At 64.3% G+C, this 17,913-nt stretch carries 18 protein-coding genes; all 18 read right to left on the reverse strand.

From position 1 onward, the window contains the following. Positions 1 to 62 precede the first annotated feature (62 nt). The 18 genes from AB0G74_RS12650 to AB0G74_RS12735 all read right to left on the reverse strand — a co-directional run bounded on the left by AB0G74_RS12650 (position 63) and on the right by AB0G74_RS12735 (position 17,855). The gene (locus AB0G74_RS12650; protein ID WP_361144227.1) at positions 63 to 2,498 is read right to left on the reverse strand and encodes a phage/plasmid primase, P4 family; all 2,436 of its coding nucleotides are present in this window, start codon (positions 2,496 to 2,498) and stop codon (positions 63 to 65) included. Further along, positions 2,485 to 2,964 carry a hypothetical protein gene (locus AB0G74_RS12655; RefSeq protein ID WP_361144230.1) on the reverse strand — a complete coding sequence of 160 codons (480 nt, stop codon included), beginning with the start codon at positions 2,962 to 2,964 and terminating at the stop codon, positions 2,485 to 2,487. The genes AB0G74_RS12650 and AB0G74_RS12655 overlap by 14 nt, the downstream gene beginning before the upstream one ends. Positions 2,965 to 3,248: 284 nt before the next feature. Then, on the reverse strand, positions 3,249 to 3,533 hold the full coding sequence (locus AB0G74_RS12660) for a hypothetical protein (RefSeq protein WP_361144233.1): 285 nt from the start codon (positions 3,531 to 3,533) through the stop codon (positions 3,249 to 3,251). 383 nt (positions 3,534 to 3,916) lie between these two features. Beyond that, the gene (locus AB0G74_RS12665) at positions 3,917 to 4,528 is read right to left on the reverse strand and encodes a DNA cytosine methyltransferase (RefSeq protein ID WP_361144236.1); all 612 of its coding nucleotides are present in this window, start codon (positions 4,526 to 4,528) and stop codon (positions 3,917 to 3,919) included. Between the two features lie 62 nt (positions 4,529 to 4,590). After that, on the reverse strand, positions 4,591 to 5,277 hold the full coding sequence (locus AB0G74_RS12670; protein WP_361144239.1) for a hypothetical protein: 687 nt from the start codon (positions 5,275 to 5,277) through the stop codon (positions 4,591 to 4,593). 88 nt (positions 5,278 to 5,365) lie between these two features. Then, positions 5,366 to 6,151, reverse strand: coding sequence for a hypothetical protein (locus AB0G74_RS12675; protein WP_361144242.1), 786 nt, complete (start codon positions 6,149 to 6,151; stop codon positions 5,366 to 5,368). Positions 6,152 to 6,334: 183 nt separating this feature from the next. Next, positions 6,335 to 6,919, reverse strand: a complete 585-nt coding sequence (locus tag AB0G74_RS12680; protein ID WP_361144245.1) for a hypothetical protein — start codon at positions 6,917 to 6,919, stop codon at positions 6,335 to 6,337. Next, positions 6,916 to 7,122, reverse strand: coding sequence for a hypothetical protein (locus AB0G74_RS12685; RefSeq protein WP_361144248.1), 207 nt, complete (start codon positions 7,120 to 7,122; stop codon positions 6,916 to 6,918). The genes AB0G74_RS12680 and AB0G74_RS12685 overlap by 4 nt, the downstream gene beginning before the upstream one ends. A 90-nt stretch (positions 7,123 to 7,212) precedes the next feature. Then, positions 7,213 to 8,001 (reverse strand): peptidoglycan-binding protein, encoded by a 789-nt coding sequence (locus AB0G74_RS12690; protein ID WP_361144251.1) that lies wholly within the window; start codon positions 7,999 to 8,001, stop codon positions 7,213 to 7,215. Between the two features lie 76 nt (positions 8,002 to 8,077). Then, a complete protein-coding gene (locus AB0G74_RS12695; protein WP_361144254.1) occupies positions 8,078 to 8,365 on the reverse strand; it encodes a hypothetical protein in 288 nt (95 codons plus the stop codon). Beyond that, positions 8,362 to 10,614, reverse strand: coding sequence for a hypothetical protein (locus AB0G74_RS12700; protein ID WP_361144256.1), 2,253 nt, complete (start codon positions 10,612 to 10,614; stop codon positions 8,362 to 8,364). Before AB0G74_RS12700 ends, AB0G74_RS12695 begins: the two co-directional genes overlap by 4 nt. Beyond that, positions 10,611 to 11,438, reverse strand: coding sequence for a hypothetical protein (locus AB0G74_RS12705; RefSeq protein WP_361144259.1), 828 nt, complete (start codon positions 11,436 to 11,438; stop codon positions 10,611 to 10,613). Before AB0G74_RS12705 ends, AB0G74_RS12700 begins: the two co-directional genes overlap by 4 nt. Before the next feature lie 4 nt (positions 11,439 to 11,442). Next, a complete protein-coding gene (locus AB0G74_RS12710) occupies positions 11,443 to 13,824 on the reverse strand; it encodes a phage tail tape measure protein (RefSeq protein ID WP_361144261.1) in 2,382 nt (793 codons plus the stop codon). Between the two features lie 388 nt (positions 13,825 to 14,212). Next, positions 14,213 to 14,524, reverse strand: coding sequence for a hypothetical protein (locus AB0G74_RS12715; protein ID WP_361144264.1), 312 nt, complete (start codon positions 14,522 to 14,524; stop codon positions 14,213 to 14,215). A 44-nt stretch (positions 14,525 to 14,568) separates the two neighbouring features. Further along, positions 14,569 to 15,132 carry a hypothetical protein gene (locus AB0G74_RS12720; RefSeq protein WP_361144267.1) on the reverse strand — a complete coding sequence of 188 codons (564 nt, stop codon included), beginning with the start codon at positions 15,130 to 15,132 and terminating at the stop codon, positions 14,569 to 14,571. A gap of 721 nt (positions 15,133 to 15,853) precedes the next feature. Next, on the reverse strand, positions 15,854 to 16,192 hold the full coding sequence (locus AB0G74_RS12725; RefSeq protein ID WP_361144270.1) for a hypothetical protein: 339 nt from the start codon (positions 16,190 to 16,192) through the stop codon (positions 15,854 to 15,856). Continuing rightward, positions 16,189 to 16,722 carry a hypothetical protein gene (locus AB0G74_RS12730; protein ID WP_361144273.1) on the reverse strand — a complete coding sequence of 178 codons (534 nt, stop codon included), beginning with the start codon at positions 16,720 to 16,722 and terminating at the stop codon, positions 16,189 to 16,191. The genes AB0G74_RS12725 and AB0G74_RS12730 overlap by 4 nt, the downstream gene beginning before the upstream one ends. A 188-nt stretch (positions 16,723 to 16,910) precedes the next feature. Further along, the gene (locus tag AB0G74_RS12735) at positions 16,911 to 17,855 is read right to left on the reverse strand and encodes a major capsid protein (RefSeq protein WP_361144276.1); all 945 of its coding nucleotides are present in this window, start codon (positions 17,853 to 17,855) and stop codon (positions 16,911 to 16,913) included. Between the last annotated feature and the right edge of the window lie 58 nt (positions 17,856 to 17,913).

Below are 17,913 nucleotides of genomic sequence, written 5' to 3' on the forward strand. Positions count from 1 at the left end.
CCCCCTGAAAACAAAAAAGGGGCCGCCCACCTGGTGTAGGTGAACGGCCTCTGTCGGTACTGCTACTCGCCGAAGATGCCCGGACCGGACGTGTCGTGGCTTTCCTTGGCGGGCCGGATTCCGCCGAGGGCAACCCCGGTCTTTGTGCGCTTCTTTGTCGCCCCGCGCTCCTCCATAGCTGCATAGAATGCCTGCCGTGTCCAGCGCTCTCGGGTCGGCAAGTTCTCAGCCTCGCACCATTCCAGATATGAATTAAAAGCGTCGTTCCCGCTCATTGACTCGGCGTCGTCGGCCCACGCGAGAACCCCGGGCAGGAAGCCGGCGAGGGGGTCCGAGGTCTGTCGGTACTCCGTGCTTGCAGCCGTTATGACCTGGGGGTCTTGCAGCCCCTTACGGTGCCACTCAACCGCCCCGGTCACCGCCCATGCGGCAATGCCCTCCGCCTCGGCGAGTAGCTTCCGGTCTAGGTCCGGGTCCCGTTCGTGAGGGGCGAACCATCTTTTGAACGGGATCAGCTTTACCCTGCGCCAAAGCCCCTCATCCTGGCTCTTGAATTTGGGCTTGTGGTTCGTGGCCAGCAGCAGCAGGAACGACGGGCGAAACTCGAAGAATTCCCGGTGCAGGAAACGCGCTGAGATCATGTCCTTTCCGGTCACCCGCTTGAGTATGGATTCTGACATTGCCTTGCCGGACTCGCCCTCGGACGCCATGACAAGTCGAGCGCCGCGCAAGGCTGCAATGTCATTCGGGATACCGCTGCTCTTGCTTTCCTCAAAGGTGGCGAATGGCGTCGTCCTCGCAATCGCCCGGAACACTGCGGTGACGGTCTCGACTAGGACTGATTTCCCGTTGGCGCCCTTGCCCCAGAGAACCCCGAAACTCTGTTCCGACACGTGGCCGGTAATGCCGTACCCGACCAGCCGCTGAATGTATGCGGGCATCTCAGGCATTCCCGGGAAGACCTCGGCGAGGAAAGATTCCCACCGGGGGCACACCGCGTCGGGCCGGTAGTCGATATCAAGCCCGTACGTCAATAGGTCGGCCTGGTCGTGCGGGCGGAGCCTGCCCGTGCGAAGATCGACCGTTCCATTGCGGAAAGTCAGCAGGTCGGGCCGATTGTCAAAATCGGTCGCGCCGATGATGACACTGGGGACGGACCTTAGCTCGGTCATCAGTGCGTCAATGCGGCTGGTCATTGTGAAACCCCGCGCCGGCTGTGTCTGTCCCGCGAGGACCAGCGCGGCCCCCATCCGGTGGATTTCCTGCCGCACCCTGTTGTCAGAGCGGACCCATATGCGTCCGTCCCAGGTATAGAAACCGAGACCGGCCGCGTAGCGGATTCTCCCGGAGCACCAGGCAACGAGAGCGTGTGCGTTCATGGCGTCGCTCTCGCCGAGGGTGCCGACCAGGCGCGCGAGGATGTCCGCCGCTTCGGTGCCCTCGGTCCTGGTGACCGACTCCGCGCCGGTCCGGTCGGCAAGCTCGACGGACCGGTCTGCCGCTTCCCGCTCGGCGGTGTCCCGGACGGGTCGGGCCGCCTTGACCGCGCGGTGCAGCTCGGCGGGGAACGCCGCGGGGTCGCGCGCTCTCCAGTCGGTCACGTCGTCGCCCTGGTGGGGAATGTCGAGCACCAGGGCCGTAACCCCGTGGTCTGTCAGTCCCTCGGCGAGCCGAGCCGAGAACCCGTTGCCCGCGGTGTCGTTGTCCCCTGCGATCACGACCAGTTGCCCGCGTAGTCCCTCGGCCAACTCGGTTATGAGAGCAGGGGAGTTGGCGAAGCTTGCGCCACGGACGAACACCACGTCGTACCCGCACGCAACCACGGTGAGCCCATCCGATGGCCCCTCGGTCACGACCGTGACCCCGTATCCGCCACCGCCCCGCAGTACTCCGTACGGCGACCAGCGGAGCCCCTTGGGGTTGACCAGCGAGAGCCACCGTGCCGAGCACTCTCCGCCGAGGTCTCGCCCCTGTAGTCCGCGGGGCACTCCGTCGAACCCCAGCAACGGCACGGTGAGCCGAGGATGTGCCCGGTACTGCCGCGAGACGTGCGTGAACCCCTCGGCCTGGTCGCCCTGGTCAACGCCGAGCCCTAGTTCCGCGGCAGTCTCCACATCGAGCCCGAACCGGTCGGCGAGATACTGCCGAGCCCGTGCCGACCACTCGGCGGAGTAGTCGCCGAGGGCGAGGGAGCACCGGTCGACGTACGCCGTGAGTCCGGCAATGAGTCGTACGAGGACCAGCTCGGCGCGACCCGCGGGCACGACGTTCCCGGGGCCGGTGGCATCGAACAAGTCCGACCAGGACAGCCGTACCGCCGAGATCACGTCCGCGGTGTCACAGCCGGCCCGGCACGTCATCCGAACCTTGTCGTCCTCGCCCCTCCATATACGGAGACTCGGACGGCTGTCCTGGTGCCCGGGGCATCGAGCGGAGTACCCGCCGTCCTGGTGGGCGGTTACGTCGCCGAACCGGGCGAGCAGGTCAGCGAACAGCACGGGACGACACCCCCGCCCGTCGTGCGTCCGCGAGCAGTACGGCGAACCGGTCGAGCGTCACCGTGGCGTACCACCGGCCGGTGTCGAGCCCCCGGGCGGACACGGTCACCCCGTACAGCTCCGCCGCTTCCTGCGGGTGCAGAGCGAGGGCGGACCGGACCCGGGTCCACGTACGTACGGAGAAATGCACCCGCCCCGCCCCCACCCCGGAGCCGCGCCGTTTGGCGACCACCACCCCGTACGGGAACCCCGCGTGCCTTGCCTCTACGTGTGCTTGCCGGAGCCACTTCGGAACGGCGGACTTCTCAACGTCCTTACATTCGAGAATGAACGGCACCGCATGGATATCCCCTACATCCCGTGCCCCTTCCTGTGCCGCACGGCGGATGTTCATCGGGTCGAACGGGTCCCGGAGTGCCCCGAAGTTGTCCAACAGTTCTAGGGTGTGATTCAGGTAGTCCCGCACGGTGCTTTCCCATGCCGTGCCCTTGCGCTTATTCGGATTAGACAAGGTCGGCCCCCTGGTTGATCACTGCACCCCGGGCCATGGCATGCGCGACCGCATCGAGATACCGCGTCCAGTCGTCGCGCTCCCGCCATCCTGGGAGTAGAAAAATGGTGTCCCCCGCGCATGCCTCGCGGATATCCCCGAGTGGGTCGGCGTAGGAAGTCCCCACTTCGTAGATCATCGATTTCCCCCATAAAAAAGGGGGCCGGACGAGTTAACCATCCGGCCCCTGATCGGGTCTGTCAGCCGTACCGCTCGCCCGTGATGTCCGGGAGGATGAGCCGCACGTGCTCTGCCGATATCCATTCCGAACGCAGTGAACGGCGCTTGACAAACCCGGATTCAATTCCCGTCGGACGGACCCGCAGCATCGGCCGAAGCCTGCCGTCGACAAACCGAGTCGTGACCTTCTCTACGACGGCGTCCGCGAGCCGTACCCGATTCCCCTGCCGTGCCGCGTACGCAATCAGGTCGCCCGGATACAGTTCCTCGCTGCCGTAGTCCGTGACGACTCCGCGCTTCCCCATGTGTCCCCCTGGTGTCGCTGTAGGTCATTAGATGTCTGAATGCCGCGTAAGCCTGCGGCGGGCACACGCCATTACCGATCGCTTTCAGGTGGTCGCGCCTGTTGAGCCCCGGAACACCGGTGACCCAACCCGCAATGCCCATGAGCCATTCGGCGAATTCGGCCGTGAGCCGGATTCCTCCGCGGGGTCCTCGCTCGGTCGGAGCCGGCGCGGGATGACCCGTCAGTTCTTCCCATCGGCGGATGGCGGGCAGGAATTCGCCCCACCATGCGGTAGGAGAATGACGAACGTCCGCAGATTCATCCCACCCGTCCGTTTCGGCGAATTCCCCGGTCCCCCTGTTGAGTCTGAGGCGGTCGGAGTAGGGCAGAAGGAAAACGGCTTCATCGGCGAGCGTGGCCGCATGTGCGCGCCGCTTCCCCCCCCCCGGAGAGGGAATGAGAGAGAGCTTCCCAATACGTTTCAGCGGGTGCTGTGCCCCGCCATTGCTGCCAAGATTTGCCGTTGGGGTTCTGAGGCACGGCAAGGCAGAACCAACGGTCCCGTTGGTGGGGGGCTCCAACTGCGGATGCTCGATAGCAACACCACCGACAGTCGTACCCGATCTCGGCCAGGGCCCGGAGTACATCGGGCATTCCGCGGGTTCGAATGTTCGCAACGTTTTCCAGGAAAACGAGGTCCGGTCGAATTGCGCGAATGGCGTCGGCGACGTGTGTCCAGACCCCCGAACGCGTGCCATTGATACCCGCCCCCCTTCCTGCTATGGAAATGTCTTGGCACGGAAACCCGGCCGTTATAGTGGTGATCTCACCCGCGAGGGCGAACCAGTCGATTTGAGTAATGTCGCCGAGATTCGGCGCGTCCGGATAACGTTCGGCGAGGACCCGTGATGCTGCCGGATCTATTTCGGCAACGTGCGTCACGCGGTCCCCGGTGAGCATTTCCACGGCCAGGCCGAGACCGCCGTATCCGGCACAGAGTTCGAGAATGGGCATGTGTGTTTCCCCTGTTCAGGGGCCCCGGGCGCATCGGCACCGGGGCCCCCGCGGCTCGGTCCCTAGTCGGCTATCGCGTCATTCCAAGACTTCAGAACCCGAATGACCGGCTTGAAATACGAGACATCCCGACCCCGCTTGGTGGTGTATTCCACCAGCTCAATGGACAGCTCGGCGAGGGCTTCACCGCCTACCTTGTCGAGTGCATTGCCGATCTCGTGAAGCACTTCGGCAAGCTTCCAAGATCCGGTCTGGAAACGGAAAAGGCCAAGGTCGTAGTCCTCGGCGATCCGGAAGAGAACGGAAATGCTCGGCGAGGGGCCGCGCTTGCTCTTTGCCGCCGCCTTGCGGTCCTCCATAAGGGCGGGGCAGCCGCACGCCTTGCCCTTGTCCTCCTCCGGGGAAAGGAACTCAACCCCGTCACAATGGTGAATAAGATTCGAGCCGTTCCACAGCTTCATATCCGAGCTGATGGCATCCGGCCCGGAAAGGACGACCTTGATTCGCTTGGTTTCGGTCAGAATCTCAATGAAGTTCTCGGAAGTCGACTCGGTCTCTTCTGGGGTGCCGCCCATAAGCTGAGCGATAGCCGCGGCAACGTCCGGGTCCCCGGTGGTCACCTTCCATTCGGCGAGAGCTTCCAGAACGTTGTTGACCGACCGGCCCGAATGGAACCGGCCCACGGTGTCATCACTGAAAGTACCCTTCGGCATAGCGTCCGGGTCGGTCTCGAAAATGCGCAGAGCCATACTGTCCCCCTGGTTTTTGGCATGAAAAAAGGGCGGACCGCTCGATACGGTGTCGCCCTCGGAATGAGTTGGTGGTGGTGCTATTCAGTTATGCGCGCCGCTGCGTACCCGTCACCAGCCGGCGCACCCCGGAAGCGATAGCGCGCCCAATGACCGTCTTGGATATCTCGCGGTCCCACTTGAACACCTTCCGCAGCGTCAGGAAGATCTCAAAGACTTCGCCCTCGATGCGCACAGGCAGGAATTCCCACCCATCCGGGGTGATGTGGAGCACCGCCGCGCCATCGAATTCGGGCATGTCCTCGGCGGCCCCGTTCGGGGCAATAATCTTGTCCGCGTGTGCATAGGCAGACATCTGCAAGGCCACATCCGGATAGGTACTCTTGCTGGTCTTCCAATCGACAATGAGCGTGTGCCACTCGCCGTCGACATGGTCCGGCTTTCCGTCCTCGCCGAGCTGTACCCGCAGGATCGCATCAAAGCTTCCCGCATACTCGAACGTGTCCGACCATGCGATGTCCTCGGCGCGCACCAGGACCGGGCGCACTACGTCAAGGAATTCCGCAAAACCGGCCCGGTAGGGCTCTAGGTCAGGGTGCACACGGCCGATAGTCTCGCCCCGGATCATGCGTTCAAAAAGGTCGTGTGCCTGTGAGCCGACCTTTGCCCGCGCCTTTGTGTACCGGGCGTGCGCGTTCCTCAGATAGTCGATTGCCCCCGTGGGGTCGCTCTGCGCAATGGCGGTCACCGCGGCCAAATTCTCGATGGCGGTTTCCGCGGCCATACGGGCGGCCCACCAGACGAGAAAGGGCTTGGGCAGCATCCCGACGATGCTTGTAACGCCCGGGTACTTGATCGCGGTCTTCGGGTCCACGTACCACCGGGACCCGCCGCGCTGGATAGTCCGGATAGCTCCGGGCATGAATGTTCCCCCCTCTGGGAAGTTGGATCGGCGAGGGGGTGTCAAGGGTGACGAACTTTGGTCTCTTTCAGGTTTGTATAGAAAACCCTAGGAAAACTGAGATTGCCGTTTGCCCGTCACCCCGACACCCCGGGTTCAGCGCCGTACGGCGAGGCGGTCCGCTGCTGCGTACAGCTCGGCGAGCGAGCCGGAGTTCGTCAACGTCGCGTCCGTGGGGTAGTCGGCTAGCTCGGTCTCGGACCGGTGTGCCCGTGCTTCCGGGTCGGCCTGGTGGTCGTGGTCCCCGGGTCGCTCGATGCGCACCAGCAGTGCCCCGCGGGCTCGGAGCGCGTCCGCCTCATTGCGGTACCGCACGTCCGTGACGACGATCGGGAGGTTCCACCGGTCGGCGGTGGCGATCTTGTCGAGCGCGGGTCGAACCCACACTTCGGAGTCACGGTCCCGGAGCGACTGCCCGACCCGTTGCAGGGTCCGGCGAACCTCCCGACGCTGCTTCGCTCGGTCCCACCCCTCGATGCGGACGATGTGGGAGAGACGCAGCGGGACCGGCCCGTATGGTCCGGGCATGGTGCAGACGATCGGGTCCAGATCGAGCGCCAGGGCGCGCACCGGATCCGCGAACGCCACCCGGACGAACGCGAACCGTTCGATCAGTCGGCCCCCGACCGTGTCCTTACCGGAGCCCGCGGCCCCGATCAGTCCGACGTGTCGGTAGCTCACGCGTCGGCCTGGTGGTCGCCCTCGCCGGCTGCCGTGGTCTTGCGGTCCTCGGCACGCTGGACAGCCTCACCGGTACCGAGCACCGCACCGACCAGACCGAGCACCAGGGCCGAGGGCAGCGACGGCACGTAGTGCACGACCAGGGCGAGCGACGCAGCGGCAACCGCGTAGATACGGGCGGGATGAGCAGAGACGAAAGGCATGGTTCCCCTTGAAAGTTGCTGTGAGTGAGTGGTGTGTGGTCGAGCTGGTCCCGGCCGGGGTCGAGCTGGTCCCCGCGCGCCGGAAGTCGGTCACGGCGTGTTGTCGACCCGGGGCACCTTGAGTGCGTCCCACGTGGTCCGTCCGGGCCACCCGTCCGCGTCAGAGCCGGAGTAGCCCCGCTTCCGCTGCCATGCCGCGTAGCTCTTGCGGTCGCTCTCGGTCCACTGCGGACCCGGGCCCGCCGCGTACCGTCCGCATCCCTCGGCAACCAGCCGGCGACCCATAGCAGTGATCAGCGCCGAGCGGGGCGAGGACCGGAAGAACGCGGCTCCGGGGAACGGCGCGTACCGACTCGCGGGGGGCTTGGGCTTGGGCTTGTCGCCCACCAGGACCGACGCTCGCCGGACGATCTCAGGAAGCTGAGCGATGATCCGGGTTCCCGGACATGCGGGATGGTTGCCCCACGCCTTACCGCCCATGGCGTGATAGCCGAGCCCCCGACCGGTCGGACCGGTGGCAACCGCGAGGGGCACGCCGTACCGCTTGTGAGCCCACGCGAGGATTTCGGCGCATCGGTCGAGCTGGTGTTCCGAGAGCTTGTCCCCGCCCATTCCCTCGTTCTCAATCGAGAGCCACGACGGATTGCCCCCTGCCTGTGCCCAAGCCTTGTCGGCGGTGTCGACCCACTGATAGAGCTTGCCGCCCTTGCCGGTCCCGAAATGGCTGGACGCACGGGCTCGCGGGTTCCGGAACCAACTGTCCGTACCGGCGAGGGTGCCCGCCATGATGTGAATCACGACTCCGCGGACGCTGGTCTGTCCGCCCTTTGTGTGGTTGATCGGAATGGGGCGCCACTCGGCGCCCGGATGCTTGGCCATGCTTCCCCCTGTGTGGGCATGAGAAAGCCCCGCCCGGGTCTCCCGGTACGGGGCTGGTATCTGTGGTTGTTCGGCTCTACGGGCTGCCTGCGATCTTTGCCACGGCGAGACCCGCAGCAACTACGGTCGCCACTGCGGTAATCACCGTGGCGGGAATGACGAACTTCCCTCGGTCGCCCTCAAGTCCTCGGATACGGGTCTCGTGATCCTCTAGCGTCTCCTCTACGGATTCGCCTTGCTGTCCGAGGGCTTGCACGTCGCCCCGGAGCCCCAAAACCTCGTCATAGATTTCACGGGCACCGATGCTTACAACACCGAGGGGTTCATCCTCTGGATTGTTCCGGCTGGCCGGGTCTCTGTTCATGTCGATAGCAATGCTCCCGGTTTTACGGGCGGGTCGGGTGTCAGCCCTGCGTCCACGGGCAGCCCGTTGGAGGCAGTTCCCCGCAGTGTCAGAATCTGCCGTACACCGTCGCTGTCCCCGCTCGTTTTGATGCCGACGACCCACGCAAGGGTGTCCAATTCTGCACCGAAGGAATCAATCACCCGAACAACGTCCCCTAGTTCAATGCGCGGGTCTGCGAGTATTTCCATATCCGCAAGCAGTGGCGCGGGGAGGGCACCGGCTGACAGTAGAGATGCCGCGAGAGATTCAGCAGAGACGGCATCCTGTACCCACCCTTCAGGGTCGTGCATATATGCCTGGACGCCGTATCTTTCCTGGCTTTGAGCGTGGTAGTACGTCGACCAGAAATCGGACGGAGTTCCTTCCACGGTTGGTGTCACAATGGAAACGGACGGGCCGCCGTTCTCACCTCGCAGCCACACTGCTTGGCTGCCACGGTTGTACATGGTGAGGAAAAGTTTCCCGTCGCGCCGTTCGGTGCTTACGTCGACCAGGCCGCTTATTGTCGGCGCCGTTTCAGAATTCTCTGTCGTGAAACGGATTCCCTCGGCGCCCACGGTCCGAGTAGTAGGCGGCGGAGGGGTGTCCAGCTCATCATCTGCGATATACCACCAGATGGTGTAGGACGTGAGGGGGTCGATGCGCCGTATGAGCGTCGCCCACTTCCGGGAGGTTTTGTTTGCTGTGACGCGCCACCAGTGCTGCCACTTCACAGAGCACACATTCCGGCATGCATCAATTTCCTCACGTGTGGTGAGCGACGCGATTTCCCGTCGCGTCGTCACTGTGAGATCAGGTGCTGTGGGCTGCACTTCCCAGCGTCGGCGCCCCCTCCACCGGAAGATCCCGTCCGCGTCGAATTCTGCCGTACTGAGTGACGCATTGGCGATACTTGTAATGGCTTCCCACGCCGTTCCAGTGACGACGGGAATGACGCGCACCGGGGTGTCAGGGGCGTCGAGTGAAGCTGTTTTGGTCCAGTTACCCGCCTGCGTGTACTCAGCTGGCGTTGCGGGTTTGCTCAACCGGCTGGACAGTTGCAGTGCCTCGGCCCTCATCCCTCCTCCCAGCCGTACCGAGATATCAGCCATCGTGGCGATACCGACAGTGGTGGAGGTTATCCACCCCGGATTGATGTTGATCACCTGCCCCGTAGGGAAAGTGATAGCTCCTTCGATTTTCGGATACCACTCCGGCGTAAAGGTGAGCCAAAGCGCTATGTGCCATCGGCCGCCATGGCGATTCAGGTCCGAGTATGTCCAGGCAACGGAAGGGTTATTGGCGGGTACGCTGTTCGCCCCCGCGGAGAACGTGAGCTTGCCTCTGAAGTCGATGGTCATATTCGTGTACACCACGGAGCCCAGAGTATGGGTCCAGGAAACGCCCATGTCCATGGTCTGATCTCCGCGCGCGCCGAGATTGTCTATCCAGATTTCATAGAGAAATCCGCCGCCATGCAGATTGCCGTTAGTCGAGCGTGTTCTAGGCGTGTAGGTTGCGCGGGTCTGCCCGTTGAGAGCCCCCTCCACCGCGCATTCCCACGGTGCACCGGTCTTGGTCCACTGCGACCAGTCTCCGGAGAGATCTTTGAGGTACCCGATGTTCGCTGCGGCGCCGCCGTGCAAACTGGCGTACAGAAGCGCGTCCCCACGGGGCGGCGGACACGTGTGGATACCCGCGCCGCGTATCAGGTGGTCGACGCACCATGTCGGCGAGGCCACCCAATTGGTTGCCGGACCAAAGGGTGTGGCCGTATCAATCCCACCGGCGGGGCGGGGAAGGCGGGCGGGCATTCTCAGGCGCTCCGCGCCGTCGAGGGCAGCGACCGAAACCGTATCGGCTCCGTGCGAAGCGGAGCGAGACCGGACAGTCCCCCGGAACGTGTCGAGCGTGGTCGAGCCGAGCCCCCATCCGTGGACAACGGACTGTCCGGGCCGGACCGCATCGCCGGTCGACCGGGGAGCCCACGGGCCGTAGAGCGCCGGAGCCGGCTGCCCCCCGGTCCCGGTGATCACCGCGTCAAGCTGTGCGGCACTGGTGCCGGAAAACGCTCGCAGCGCCGAGGGAAGATCGGTTCCGTATCCCCGGTCCAGTTTCCAACTCGCTATCTGTGGACGGAAGTTGTGACCGCCGAGCCGTGCCGTGGTCGACGCGCTCCGTTCACCGGCCGCGAGTGCCGCCGTGAGGGCGGGATCCGTGGGTCTCACTGGGCTACCTCCACCAGCTCTAGAGAGATGTCCCGCCATCGGCCGTCACCGGGTGCGGCTCCGTGGCCGTATCTCGTGATGCTGTACGGCGGACTCCCCTCGCCGTGCGGAACGTCCCCTGCGACCAAGGCCGAGGACACGTCGCCGAGGGCAAGCACGGAACGCCCGATCGGCCACGCGCCGAGGGCGGAGAACCGCACAACGGGTCGCGCGTACGCAGTGTTCACCGGTACCTGTTGCACAAGCGGTGCCGTGCCGTTCTGCGTGGCCGTACCCGTCACGGCCCCCGCGGCATCGATCCACTGAATCCGCAGCATGGCGACCGGAGCCCCCGCGGCGACCAGCCCCGGAGCCCACCACGTGACAACCATCCCGGGGGCCACCGGGAACCCGTACCACCGAGGGTGTTGCCAGAAGAGATCAGGACCGTTCGACGCGGGGACGGTCTTGACCGTCGCGGTGACGGGGGCCGTGCCGGTCGTACCCCCCGACAACTCGATGTCCGACCCGGACCAGGACCATGCCGAGGGCGAGCCGGTTCCGTCGCCCTGGTGCCCGCCGAGCATCGAGCCGGCGAGTGGGTCCACCACCGCTATCGGTCCCGGACCGTCCAGCCGTCGGGCGAGCCGGTCCAGGTGCCGCACGTCGCCCGGCTCCATCGACCCCCACCCGAGCTTGAGCCGACGGGGCTGAACCGGGGGTGCCCACGTGGTGACACCCCCGGAAAGGGCCCGGAACTCCGACACGTTCAAATCCGGCGACCGGTCGAAACTCGATGCTCCGTCTTTGATCTCCCGGAGCGCTCCGGGCCGACCAATCCACATCTGTTCACCTCCGTGCAAGTTGGCGGTTTCCACCGGCGACCGCACGAGCAATCTCGGTCTCACCAACGCGGACCACGATCTCTCGCCCTCGGTCGTCTTCCAGAGCCTTCAGCAGTGCCGTAAGCCCCGGATCCCGAACGCCGGTCCCTGCGGGTGCCCGGAGGATTCCCGGAGCCCTCGCGGGGCGAATATCCGGCACGGTGACCATGGCCCTTAGCCGCGCGTCCAGCGCGGGTTGTGCGTCGTCCACACCTTCAATGACACCCGGGGGCAGCCACCGGCCGACTTCATCCCGGAGCAGAGTGGACGGAGAATTGATTCCGAGCGCGTCTGCAATGGGCCCAGGAATCGCGGACTTTGCCCACGATATGAGCTTGTCCCGGAGCCACCGGCCCATTCCATTGATGCCCTCCCAGATACCCCGTGCGAGGTCGGCGCCCTGGCCAACGAGCAGCTTCCCGAAGTCGCCGAGGTTCCGCGAGATCGTCCCGGGCAGTCCTCGCATCCAGTCGGTGAACTCGCCCAGTTTCTTGCGCGAGTTCGTACCGAAATCGGCGACCCATCGCACGGCCCCGATGAAAGCCTGTCCGAGCGCGCCGATAAACCCGATGGTGTTGCCTATCCATCTGATAGCCGTTCCGAGGGCGGAGAACAGGGCCGAGAAAATGGGTCCGGCGAGGCGGATTACGACCGGGATCACTGCGCCGAGGATGCCTGCCGCGAGCCGACCGAGCCACGTAATGATCGTGGTCACGACGGATATGACGGGCTGCGACTTCTGTACCAGCTCGGCAAGGCGGCTGCCGATCATCTGCACCGCAGGGGATACCCGCTCTGATATGAAGTTCGACAGCTCGGCGAGAACCGGCTTTACATTCTCGGAGAACGCCGAGTGTATTCGCATGGCGGCGGGCCACACGGTTTCCAGAAGAATTTGGCCGAGCCCGGAAAGCGTGGAGCTAACCGCACCGCCGACCGTAGAAGCGAGGCCACCGAGGGCCGGAAGAACCTGACCCGATACGACAGACCACATGCCCGAAAGCGCAGGTATAAACCGGCTTTGGAACTCGTTGATGATGCCTCGGACTCCGGGCGCGAGATCGGTCCGGAGGACGCCACCCACGCTTGCGGCGGTACTCCCGAATCCGGAAAGTGCACCCGAATTCGAGAAAGCTCCCATGAGGGTCCTCGCAGCTTCGCCTGCCACTCGGAAAGCCGGGGCGAAGAATTCGCGCGTTGCGGACCCTGCGGACATCAAGGCCGGAATGACATGGTTGCCCATGAAATTTACGACAGCCATTTCCGTCTGACGCTTGAACATTTCGAGCTTGGCACCCGCACCGGAATGCAGCGCATCACCCATCTTGCCTGCCGCGCCCGCAGTGTCTCCCAGTGCCTTTACGGCGGTACTGGGATCCATTGCGAAAAGTGCCTCGCCGAGGTCTTCAGCCTTAGTGCCGAAAAGCCCGACCGCTACGGCATTCCGCTCGGCAGGGTCCTTAATGGCCTTGATTCCATCGAGAACCTGTTGCAGTCCCTCGCGAGCACCAGCACCGCCACCCGCGATTTTCTTGGTCATTCCTTCGGCGCTTAGGCCGATCGCTTCGTAGGCTTCCTTGCTGGCTTTACTGCCATCCGTCGCTCTGATCTGAAATTCCTTCAGAGCGTCGGCGACCGTATCGGTATCCCTCGCACCAGCAGCCATACCCTGAGCCATAAGGCCCATCGCATCAGCGCCGGAGAGACCAAGGTCCCGGAATTTGGTGCTGTACTCATTCATGGTGTCGCTGAGGTCGTCAGCGCGCGGCCCCATCTTTTGCATGGCGACCGTCATAAGGTCGAGCGCTTCCGTACCGTCTTCGGCGATACCGGTTTTCAACATCTGGCCAACCGCATTAGCGGTCTGACCAAGGTCCAGCTCGAATGTGCTGGAAAGGTTCGAGACCTTAGCCGTAATGGCGTCTATCTGCTTGTTGGTCGCGTCCGGTGGCAGAATGCCGGACCGCATCACGGACGCAACAGCCGCCGCGGCATCCTGCACGGAATCAGTTATCCCGTGTGCGTAGAGATCACCGGCGACCTTGCCGTAGCGCTCCGCTTCCTTGGGTGTCGACCCCAACTGAGCTTGGATTTTGCCCGGGATAGCCGACTGGTCAAGAGCCTTTGTGAAGCCCCCGACCAGCACCGCAACGGCAGCCGCGCCAACGGCAGCCAATCCGCCTTTCAGGGCTCCGCCCATTGCCCCGGAGAAACCCGTACCGGCCTGTTGCCCGGCATTCTGTCCCGCAGCGTCCGCGGGTCCGGTGACTTGCTGCTGTAGCTCCGCCGCAAAGCCTTGGACTTCCGGTACGACGGACACGTAGCCCATGCCGACTTCAACGGCCATCAGCCATCACCCCCCGGTTCCGGCTGGTATCGCGCGAGGTATCCAGCGACTTCCTTCGGGCTCCGGTCTGTGCCGCCTATCCGGCCCGTGCCGACCCCTGGCCGCGGAATGGGCGACGGTCGCCGGCCCGGACTCTTGGACCCTGCATTACCGCGCTGCCAATTGCCCTCGGCAACCCGGTCATGAATCGCCGCGAGCAGCTGCGTTTCCAGCGTCCACGCACCATCCGGACCGGCTATCGTCCGGCCCAATGCCGAATCGGGCGGAAGGTTCAGCACCAGGGCACGGAGCCGTCGCCATGTGAGTCCCGTACCGGGCCGGAAAAGGTCCCGGATATCGGTCTGGTAGTAGCGCTGTAGGTCTGCCTCTATTGCCTCTCCGTGCTCACTCAGGAGTCGGCAGAGGCCGGAGATTCCCCCAGCGCCGCCCCCTCATGGCGCTGCCAACGGCGGAACAGTTCGCCGAGGGCAGCGAGGGGCGCGGGAAGGGAATCGAAATGGGGCCACTGGTCACCGAGACCAGCCCTGAGAAGGTTCTCAATATCCGGAGCGCTCGGCGCGTCCAGATTGACCGCCTTAAGAATCCCCTTGTCCAGCTCCCCCGCGGGGGTAAGGGTGAACTCAGTATCGGCGAGGGTGAAGCGGAAGGGCTCGCGCCGGGCCTCATTCACCCATGCATTGAGGTCGAATGCGTCGCTCATGTTGACATTCCTTTACTGTGTAGACGATACGTTTCAGCGACGCATTACGGCGCGGGAGTCGAACCCCATGCGGGGTCATTGCTGTACTTGATTGCCACGGTGCCATCAGGACCGGGATAGGCAGTCACGGTAATTTCGTAGGCAACCGCTTCATCACCCTTGTAGGTAATGTCCCCGGTTTCCGTTACCTCACCATCCGGGATCACAACCCGGATATGACTGGTGCCGTCGATAACGTCGAATCCGTAAGCGCGCCGGTCCGGCCCCGGGGCCTTGATGGCAAGTGCGTGCTTGCCGGTGGCCGTAACCACCTTTGAGCCCTTGTGGTAAAGCTCTAGAACCGTCTTGCTGGTCTCGATGCACGTGAAAGAGAACGTCATCTCGCTGGACGAAATGACCTTGCGGACGGTCTGGCCGCCCTGCCATCCCTTGATTTCGCTGGATTCTGCCGAGTTGGATTCGGTGATTCCGTCGTCAGAGATCCAGCCGATATCAACAGCGGCAGCCGGCCAGTTGGTTGTAGAGTCCGTGGGCATTACGGTCTTGGCCGGGGCGACATACGCCGCACCCGTGATCGCAACGCGCACGGCATTCGCATTGAGTGCCAAAGCTGTTCCTTGGGAAATGGCTGCGGAGCATCCTCGACGCAGCAGAGAGAGCCGCGGAGCCTCACCAGGGGCTCGACGCAGCAGTTAAAGAACGCGTCCCCGCATGTGTATTTCCACCGCGATTGCGTAGCGGGGCGAGGACGATTCGGAGTCGGGCAGCCACTGCGGGCCCCCTACTTCGGTCACCCGGTAGACGGGGACCCCGCCGCGGACTCCGGGCATTGCTCCGAGCAGTCCGCGCACCAGGGCGACCAGATCAGCCGCCCCCGATTCGGTGTCGGCCCACGCGTGGATATCGAGCCGAGGACGATCGGATACGACCGTCTGTTGAAGACCCCCGACCCGCTGAACGCGAACGAACTTCTTAGACCGGTCCGATGGGACGCGGGACACCACGGGGACGGGTTCGCCAGCAGCCGCGAGGGCGGGGCGGAGATAGCCGACCACCACCGCCACCGCATCCGGCATGACAATGACCGGGCGGTTCATTCCCCGCCCCCGTCCAGACCCCGCAGCAGTGCCGCCCGGGTCCCCTCGGCGTCCCCGTGCTTGTCGTAGTTGCCGATCACTGCGGCACGCCAACGGCGGGGACCTAGAGCCGAGTCGGTACGGAAATCGCCCTCGGCGCTCTCGGCAATCCGCTCGGCAGCTCGGCGAACGGCTGCCCCTGCACCATCCGATTTCGCAAGACTGCTGATTCCTCGGCGATTCGGGCGGAATCTCATCCGGTCACCTCCCGTAGCCGTACCTCTGTGTGGTGGTGGACCCCGCCGAGGACGTACCGGGCAGCGTCGCCGTCGATTTCCCGGAGCCGACCCGCGTGCTCGATGCGGTCCCCGGGCTCTAGGTCGATGTCGACCCCGGTCCGGGTGGTCAGTCGCCACCCGGTGACGATGACCGGACGGTCCCCGGTGCCCTCGGTCGACGCGTCCGGCTGGACGGAGACTCGGCGCACGGTCGTCCTGGTCGCCGAGGACCAGTCCCGGACGCTGTTGCCGTACCGGTCGACCACCAGGGCGGCACGGATCACCACCACGGTCTCTGTGTAGAGGAAAGTCACCGGAGCTTCACCACCGCGACGCGTCGCCGGTACCGGGCGAGTAGGTCTCTGTCCGCGGGGGCGAGGGACGCGCCGATCGTCTCCGCGGAGTAGGTGACCGAGACCGAACCCACGCTTTCTTGTCTCAGATCCCGCGGGTTGCCGAGGACCCGGGCCGCGAGGGTGAGCACCACCGCGAGGACATCCCCGGGCACGGTCGCGTACCCATGGGTGTAGGTGACGTGCACGGCCTGGTCGCCGAGGACGTGCACCCGGTCCCGGACCAAGCGCCACCGGTCGGCGGGGACCAGCTCGGCCCCGCGCCGTACCGACTGGACACTGATCACGGGACGCTGAGGCAGCACCACCGCCCCCCGGTCCGGGTAGAGCGTCGCCGAGCTGGTCCCCCGGGTGAAGTTCTGTCGAGCCTCGCGACGGACAACGTCGGAAGCGACATCGAGCACCACGGGGGCACCCGCGGGCAGCTCGACACGGTCCCGCTGCATCCAGCTGGCGAGCTGGTCCAGCGATGCGAGAGGGGGCAGCACCATAATTCCCGCCCCCTTATTCCTTGAATTCCTGTGCGCCGCACTCCATGCACCGGACAACCGTCCGCGACCCCTCGCCGGAATCAGGGGCCGGAAAGCCCTCAATCCTCGGCGAGGGCGGACACCAGTCCTCATGCGGGAGTTTCGGGGCGGACGCACCAGCACGCTTACGCGGTGGCATCCTCGCGGCCCTACTTGACGAGAACGCCGTTAAGGCGAGCGGCAGCCTGCCCGCCGAAGATGGCGACGCCACAGAAGAACTCAATGCGGGTTCGGTAGGCAGGCTTGCTGTCCAGTTCACCGAGATCACGCACCTTGACCCCACCATTGGTCAGCCCGGTAACCGCCTTGTCCCCCTCGCTGCGCCCGAACCGCACCGCGTAAATGGAACTGGCATCGGTCGCCGTACCCTGGGTCTCTGTTGTAGGAAGAATGTCGAGCCCCGCAGCAGTTTGCCCCGGGTCCAGCAGCGCAATGCCCTGATAGGTGGCCACGAGCTTACCGGTCAACGCTTCCTTAACCAGTTCGAAACCGCCCAGCCGACGCGCCGAAGACTGAATCTTGGCGATGACCCGTCGGTTCGCGTAAAGGGCACCATTACTGGCATTCAGGCCGGGGACCTGCGCAATCAGGGCATCGAGAGCGTCAAAGAAATCGTGCCCACCGGCGATCGGGCCCATTCCGTTGGGGCCTGCCGAAAGAACCTGACGGCCCACCAGTCGCTTACGCAATCCATCGAAACCCTTCGGATCGGTCACGGTGTCGCCGTTGAAGAAAGCGTCCTGGAACCGATAAGCAGCGGCCTTAACCTTGAGCGTCTCCTGAAGCGCTCGCTGGTTATTGATGTTGCTGCGCGTCTGCGCAATAAACGTGTCAAGGTCGGCGTCACCGCCCAGAATTACCAGCGACTCCGTCTTGGTGTTCACGGTGCCCGTAGACTCGCTGTACGGCTCGTTCACGCCCCGGAATTCCACACCTGGCAGCGTGGCCTCGGCATTGTACGCATAAGCGTTCCCCTCGATGGTCATAAGGGGCAGTCGGTCAAGGATAGGTGATTCCTGAACGAAGGTCTCGACAATTCCACGCTGAAGATCGTCGGTGGAGAGCTTTGCCGACTCTGCAAGGCTGATCGCCATTGGACTTAACTCCTTGGTTTCGGTAGGAATATGAGGCTTTCCGTTTGTCGGGAAAGCC

This window comes from Streptomyces sp. NPDC020875, from assembly GCF_040641415.1.
Taxonomy (GTDB): domain Bacteria; phylum Actinomycetota; class Actinomycetes; order Streptomycetales; family Streptomycetaceae; genus Streptomyces.

Coding starts and splice junctions, on each gene's coding strand:
- AB0G74_RS12660 (WP_361144233.1), bottom strand. CDS start 3,533: ATGGGGAAGCGCGGAGTCGTCACGGACTACGGCAGCGAGGAACTGTAT.
- AB0G74_RS12665 (WP_361144236.1), bottom strand. CDS start 4,528: ATGCCCATTCTCGAACTCTGTGCCGGATACGGCGGTCTCGGCCTGGCC.
- AB0G74_RS12670 (WP_361144239.1), bottom strand. CDS start 5,277: ATGGCTCTGCGCATTTTCGAGACCGACCCGGACGCTATGCCGAAGGGT.
- AB0G74_RS12685 (WP_361144248.1), bottom strand. CDS start 7,122: ATGCCTTTCGTCTCTGCTCATCCCGCCCGTATCTACGCGGTTGCCGCT.
- AB0G74_RS12690 (WP_361144251.1), bottom strand. CDS start 8,001: ATGGCCAAGCATCCGGGCGCCGAGTGGCGCCCCATTCCGATCAACCAC.
- AB0G74_RS12695 (WP_361144254.1), bottom strand. CDS start 8,365: ATGAACAGAGACCCGGCCAGCCGGAACAATCCAGAGGATGAACCCCTC.
- AB0G74_RS12705 (WP_361144259.1), bottom strand. CDS start 11,438: ATGTGGATTGGTCGGCCCGGAGCGCTCCGGGAGATCAAAGACGGAGCA.
- AB0G74_RS12710 (WP_361144261.1), bottom strand. CDS start 13,824: ATGGCCGTTGAAGTCGGCATGGGCTACGTGTCCGTCGTACCGGAAGTC.
- AB0G74_RS12715 (WP_361144264.1), bottom strand. CDS start 14,524: ATGAGCGACGCATTCGACCTCAATGCATGGGTGAATGAGGCCCGGCGC.
- AB0G74_RS12730 (WP_361144273.1), bottom strand. CDS start 16,722: ATGGTGCTGCCCCCTCTCGCATCGCTGGACCAGCTCGCCAGCTGGATG.
- AB0G74_RS12735 (WP_361144276.1), bottom strand. CDS start 17,855: ATGGCGATCAGCCTTGCAGAGTCGGCAAAGCTCTCCACCGACGATCTT.